The sequence below is a fragment of the Enterococcus termitis genome, assembly GCF_001730305.1.
Classification (GTDB): Bacteria; Bacillota; Bacilli; order Lactobacillales; family Enterococcaceae; genus Enterococcus_L; species Enterococcus_L termitis.
This window is the reverse complement of record NZ_MIJY01000028.1, coordinates 1-5,452: the sequence shown is the minus strand read 5'-3', so window position 1 is coordinate 5,452 and position 5,452 is coordinate 1. Positions and strand designations below refer to the sequence as shown.

The 5,452-nt window shown below is 40.8% G+C and carries 3 protein-coding genes and 19 tRNA genes; all 22 read left to right on the top strand.

The genetic code is table 11. From position 1 onward, the window contains the following. Positions 1-22: 22 nt before the first annotated feature. Positions 23-96 (top strand) — tRNA-Arg (locus BCR25_RS12355). A 9-nt stretch (positions 97-105) separates the two neighbouring features. Beyond that, a tRNA-Pro gene (locus BCR25_RS12350) sits at positions 106-179 on the top strand. Positions 180-190: 11 nt separating this feature from the next. Next, a tRNA-Ala gene (locus BCR25_RS12345) sits at positions 191-263 on the top strand. Between the two features lie 19 nt (positions 264-282). Then, positions 283-356, top strand: a tRNA-Met gene (locus BCR25_RS12340). 18 nt (positions 357-374) lie between these two features. Next, positions 375-448 (top strand) — tRNA-Ile (locus tag BCR25_RS12335). Positions 449-483: 35 nt separating this feature from the next. After that, positions 484-573, top strand: a tRNA-Ser gene (locus BCR25_RS12330). Positions 574-699: 126 nt separating this feature from the next. Then, positions 700-773: transfer RNA gene (locus tag BCR25_RS12325), tRNA-Met, on the top strand. 49 nt (positions 774-822) lie between these two features. After that, positions 823-896, top strand: a tRNA-Asp gene (locus BCR25_RS12320). Positions 897-905: 9 nt separating this feature from the next. Beyond that, positions 906-976: transfer RNA gene (locus BCR25_RS12315), tRNA-Gly, on the top strand. 4 nt (positions 977-980) lie between these two features. Further along, positions 981-1,054, top strand: a tRNA-Ile gene (locus BCR25_RS12310). Positions 1,055-1,072: 18 nt separating this feature from the next. Then, positions 1,073-1,160: transfer RNA gene (locus BCR25_RS12305), tRNA-Ser, on the top strand. A gap of 9 nt (positions 1,161-1,169) precedes the next feature. Next, positions 1,170-1,241: transfer RNA gene (locus BCR25_RS12300), tRNA-Glu, on the top strand. A gap of 17 nt (positions 1,242-1,258) precedes the next feature. Beyond that, a tRNA-Ser gene (locus tag BCR25_RS12295) sits at positions 1,259-1,348 on the top strand. Between the two features lie 126 nt (positions 1,349-1,474). Beyond that, a tRNA-Met gene (locus BCR25_RS12290) sits at positions 1,475-1,548 on the top strand. A gap of 49 nt (positions 1,549-1,597) precedes the next feature. After that, positions 1,598-1,671 (top strand) — tRNA-Asp (locus tag BCR25_RS12285). 19 nt (positions 1,672-1,690) lie between these two features. Beyond that, positions 1,691-1,763 (top strand) — tRNA-Phe (locus tag BCR25_RS12280). 17 nt (positions 1,764-1,780) lie between these two features. After that, positions 1,781-1,851 (top strand) — tRNA-Gly (locus BCR25_RS12275). A 12-nt stretch (positions 1,852-1,863) separates the two neighbouring features. Continuing rightward, a tRNA-Ile gene (locus BCR25_RS12270) sits at positions 1,864-1,937 on the top strand. An 11-nt stretch (positions 1,938-1,948) separates the two neighbouring features. Then, a tRNA-Glu gene (locus tag BCR25_RS12265) sits at positions 1,949-2,020 on the top strand. Positions 2,021-2,277: 257 nt separating this feature from the next. Then, a complete protein-coding gene (gene licT, locus BCR25_RS12260) occupies positions 2,278-3,120 on the top strand; it encodes a BglG family transcription antiterminator LicT (RefSeq protein WP_069663905.1) in 843 nt (280 codons plus the stop codon). Positions 3,121-3,255: 135 nt separating this feature from the next. After that, positions 3,256-5,157: a beta-glucoside-specific PTS transporter subunit IIABC gene (locus tag BCR25_RS12255; protein ID WP_069663904.1), complete on the top strand. Its 1,902-nt coding sequence runs from the start codon at positions 3,256-3,258 to the stop codon at positions 5,155-5,157. 75 nt (positions 5,158-5,232) lie between these two features. Beyond that, positions 5,233-5,452 (top strand): family 1 glycosylhydrolase (locus BCR25_RS12250; protein ID WP_139124563.1); only part of this gene is annotated, 220 nt, incomplete at its 3' end.

Below are 5,452 nucleotides of genomic sequence, written 5' to 3'. Positions count from 1 at the left end.
GTTTGTGTTGATCGGATATTTTGCACCCATAGCTCAACTGGATAGAGTGTTTGACTACGAATCAAAAGGTTAGGGGTTCGACTCCCTTTGGGTGCATTTTAAATACGGGAAGTAGCTCAGCTTGGTAGAGCACTTGGTTTGGGACCAAGGGGTCGCAGGTTCGAATCCTGTCTTCCCGATTTAATTTTGTGGGGCCTTAGCTCAGCTGGGAGAGCGCCTGCTTTGCACGCAGGAGGTCAGCGGTTCGATCCCGCTAGGCTCCATAGTACCATTTATTATTATCGCGGTGTAGCTCAGCTGGCTAGAGCGTCCGGTTCATACCCGGGAGGTCGGGGGTTCGATCCCCTCCGCCGCGATACCTTTTTAAGAGCCAAGGACCTTTAGCTCAGTTGGTTAGAGCAGACGGCTCATAACCGTCCGGTCGTAGGTTCGAGTCCTACAAGGTCCATTGTAGTGACTATTTAAAAAGCTATTTTATATTCCGGAGGATTACCCAAGTCCGGCTGAAGGGAACGGTCTTGAAAACCGTCAGGCGGGTAAAACCGTGCAAGGGTTCGAATCCCTTATCCTCCTTTGTTAAGAATCACAATGCTTTGACATTGATGATAATTAGTACTTGGCGAACGTAGTGAGAGAAGTTTCTTCGCTAGGATTTACCAAGATTATCACCTTTCTATAGTCAATAGAGACTATAATTATCGCGGGGTGGAGCAGTCAGGTAGCTCGTCGGGCTCATAACCCGAAGGTCGTAGGTTCAAATCCTGCCCCCGCAATTGCTTTAAAAAAGCAAAAAGTTATTAGTGACGCAACACAATAACGGATGGTTTGGTAGTTCAGCTGGTTAGAATGCCTGCCTGTCACGCAGGAGGTCGCGGGTTCGAGTCCCGTCCAGACCGTTATATTTTGCGGGTGTAGTTTAGTGGTAAAACCACAGCCTTCCAAGCTGTTGTCGCGAGTTCGATTCTCGTCACCCGCTTTATGGGCCTATAGCTCAGCTGGTTAGAGCGCACGCCTGATAAGCGTGAGGTCGATGGTTCGAGTCCATTTAGGCCCATTTATAGGATATTTTCTTGGGGAAGTACTCAAGTGGCTGAAGAGGCGCCCCTGCTAAGGGTGTAGGTCGGGAAACCGGCGCGAGGGTTCAAATCCCTCCTTCTCCGTTCCAAGCAGGCCCGTTGGTCAAGCGGTTAAGACACCGCCCTTTCACGGCGGTAACACGGGTTCGATTCCCGTACGGGTCATTTAAAATTTATATTCCGGAGGATTACCCAAGTCCGGCTGAAGGGAACGGTCTTGAAAACCGTCAGGCGGGTAAAACCGTGCAAGGGTTCGAATCCCTTATCCTCCTTTGTTAAGAATCACAATGCTTTGACATTGATGATAATTAGTACTTGGCGAACGTAGTGAGAGAAGTTTCTTCGCTAGGATTTACCAAGATTATCACCTTTCTATAGTCAATAGAGACTATAATTATCGCGGGGTGGAGCAGTCAGGTAGCTCGTCGGGCTCATAACCCGAAGGTCGTAGGTTCAAATCCTGCCCCCGCAATTGCTTTAAAAAAGCAAAAAGTTATTAGTGACGTAACACAATAACGGATGGTTTGGTAGTTCAGCTGGTTAGAATGCCTGCCTGTCACGCAGGAGGTCGCGGGTTCGAGTCCCGTCCAGACCGTTATATCTTTATAGTTTTTGGCGCAGTAGCTCAGTTGGTAGAGCAACGGATTGAAGCTCCGTGTGTCGGCAGTTCGATTCTGTCTTGCGCCATTTGAAAGAAGAAACATGCGGGTGTAGTTTAGTGGTAAAACCACAGCCTTCCAAGCTGTTGTCGCGAGTTCGATTCTCGTCACCCGCTTTTTTTCTTTAAGGGCCTATAGCTCAGCTGGTTAGAGCGCACGCCTGATAAGCGTGAGGTCGATGGTTCGAGTCCATTTAGGCCCATTATTACAAAAGGCCCGTTGGTCAAGCGGTTAAGACACCGCCCTTTCACGGCGGTAACACGGGTTCGATTCCCGTACGGGTCATGAGTAAGAAGCAATTAGTTTATACTAATTGCTTTTTTTATTTTATCGGTTTATTTTTTATGAAAACGTTGACATTTATATGGATATAAGGTATTCTATGCTTGTACACAGAAAGTTAAATAAATGGATAGTGATTGTTTAAGTACAAGCTAAACCTAATTTTTCCAAAGAGGAAGAGTGTCTTCTTTTTTGGAAAGGTTGGGTTTTTCTTTTTACAATTAAAGGAGTGGGGAATGTGTGAAGAAGGGAGCGAAAAAATGATTATTCAAAAGATTTTGAATAATAATGTTGTAATCACGTTGGACGCAAATCAGCAGGAACAAATTGTTATGGGACGGGGAATCGCGTTTAAAAGAAAAATTGGTGATTCAATATCAGAGGAACAAGTAGATCAAGTTTTTCGTTTAGCTAACCAAGATACTTCGCAAAAATTTCAAGAGTTGTTAGGTGAGTTACCATTAGAAGTCATGCAGTTATCAGACGAAGTCATTAAATATGCTAAAACAAAGCTAGGCCGAAAATTAAACGATACGATTTTTATTTCTCTGACAGATCATCTGCATACAGCTTTAGAACGGATGAATCAAGGTATACAAGTAAGAAATTTCTTGTTGTGGGATATTAAGCGATTTTTCCCAGATGAATTTTTCATAGGAACTAAAGCATTGGAGATGGTTAAAGAAAAATTTGATGTTCAGTTACCAGAAGATGAAGCCGGATTTATTGCATTACATCTTATCAATGCAGAAATGGATGAAGAAGTAGGTAACGTTTACGAGCTAACAAAGATCATGCAGGAAATCACAAATATTGTGAAGTATTATTTCAAGATTACCTTTAATGAAGATTCTGTTTATTTTTATCGATTTAGCACTCATTTAAAATTTTTTTCCTATCGTTTATTGAACCATAAAGAATTTCATGATGAAGAAGACGATGAACTATATGAGGTAATCAAAAAGAAATACCGTAATGCGTATAATTGTGTCAATAAAATCGCTGATTTTTTAGCAGCAAATTATCACTACACGATATCAAAAGAAGAGAAAATGTATTTGATCATTCATATTGCACGTGTAGTACAAACCAATAGTGAATAAGATTATTAAATCTTTTTATAAAAATAAAAACGAAAGGTGGATAGAAACGGGAATAGTGATCCCTTTGGGTAGTGACATTAAGTTGGCTAAACCTTCAAAAGTATTGACTAAAACTAAACTTTGGAGGAACAAAAAATGGGAAAATATTATGATTTAGCACAAGAAATAGTAAAAAATGTCGGTGGGAAAGAAAATATCAATAGTTTGACACACTGTATTACTCGTCTTCGTTTTAAACTAAAAGATGAATCAAAAGCAAATGATGACATTTTGAAAAATATGGATGGCGTGGTTACTGTTATGAAAAGTGGTGGACAGTACCAAGTTGTTATCGGAAATCATGTACCAGCCGTATATGAAGATGTTTTGACGATTGCTGGAATTTCTGCTGACTCTGAACAAGAATCATCAGGCGGGAATATTTTTAATCGCTTGATCGATATTTTAAGTGGTTGTTTCCAACCATTCCTTGGTGCTCTAGCAGCGGCAGGTATGGTTAAAGGATTAAATGCGTTACTTGTTTTCTTGAACTTATACTCAAATACATCTGGAACTTATACAATGTTAAATGGCATTGGAGATGCGATTTTCTACTTCATGCCAGTGATTCTTGGTTACACAGCAGCAAGAAAATTCAATTTGAACCCTATGGTGGGTATCGTAATTGGTGCCGCTCTATGTTATCCAACGGTGCAAGGAAGTGCCTTACAAGCTGCATTTGAAGCTAATGCAGGCGCTGGAGCAGCTGCTCCTTATAGTTTGTTAGGATTACCTGCATATGATACGTTTTTAGGGATTCCTTGGGTAGGAGCTGGTTATACAAGTAGTGTTGTGCCAATCATCTTTATTATTGCTTTTGCCGCTCAAATTCAAAAACTTTTTAAGAAAATTATTCCTGAAGTTGTGCAAACATTCTTGGTACCATTCTTTGTCTTATTGATTGCATTACCAATCGGATTTTTGGTTATTGGTCCAATCATTAGCATGTTAACAGATCTTTTAAGTACTGGATTCAGCTCATTGATGGAATTCTCTCCAGCATTGTATGGTTTGATTCTTGGTTTCTTCTGGCAAGTATTAGTTATCTTCGGCTTACACTGGAGTGTTGTTCCTCTAGCAATCATGCAAATTACACAAGAAGGATTTAGCCAAGTATTGGTTGGTTCTTTTGCAGCAAGTTTTGCTCAAACAGCGGTTGTTATGGCAATGTTCTTTAAACTAAACGATAAAAAAATCAAAGCATTGTGTCCTCCAGCAATTATTTCTGGGATCTTTGGTGTAACTGAACCAGCGATTTACGGGATTACATTACCGAAAAAAACGCCATTCATTTTTTCAATGATCGGTGCAGCAGCTGGTGGATTTTACTTGATGATTAATGGTGTAACCTCATACACAATGGGTGGCTTAGGAATCTTTGGTGTTTTAAACTTTATCAACGGTGATGATGCTAGCGGAGTGGTACATTCATTCATCGCAATCGGCATTGCTGTTGCTATTGGGTTCATATTAACATTTTTCTTCTGGAAAGACGAAGTAGTTGCAGAGGATAACGTAGAAAATAAAACAGCACAAAAAGCAATGAAAGAAGCTGTATTGAGCCCAGTTAAAGGACGCGTTTTACCATTAAGCAAAGCAAGTGATCAAGCTTTTGCACAAGGCGCTCTAGGTAAAGGAGTCTTGATTGAACCAACTGAAGGAATCGTTCGCGCACCATTTGATGGAACGGTTATGACCCTATTCCCAACCAAACATGCAATTGGTTTGATTTCTGATCAAGGGATGGAACTATTGATCCACATTGGTATGGATACTGTTCAACTAGAAGGACAAGGCTTTGAAGCGAAAGTTGCCCAAGGGGACAAAGTGAAAAAAGGACAAGTTTTAGTTACTTTTGACATGGAAGCCATCAAAGCTGCAGGATACAGTGTTGAAACACCTGTAATTGTTACAAATACGGGAGATTATCTAGATATTGTAGAAACACAAGATCAAGAAGTGACATCCAATGACACCCTGATCACTGGATTAGCATAAAAATATAGATAGAAATATGACCTGCAGCAAAAGAGCTTGACTGCTGCAGGTTTTAAGAAAGAAAGGAATTTTGACATGTCATTTAGAAAAGATTTTTTATGGGGCGGCGCAACAGCAGCCAATCAATGTGAAGGTGGATACAACGAAGGAGGCAGAGGCTTAGCCAACGTTGATTTGGCACCAGTTGGTCCAGATCGCTTTCCAGTAATTACTGGAGAGAGAAAAATGTTCGATTTTGATGATGAGCATTTCTATCCAGCACAACATGCGATCGATATGTATCATCACTACAAAG

Coding starts and splice junctions, on each gene's coding strand:
- licT (WP_069663905.1), top strand. CDS start 2,278: ATGATTATTCAAAAGATTTTGAATAATAATGTTGTAATCACGTTGGAC.
- BCR25_RS12255 (WP_069663904.1), top strand. CDS start 3,256: ATGGGAAAATATTATGATTTAGCACAAGAAATAGTAAAAAATGTCGGT.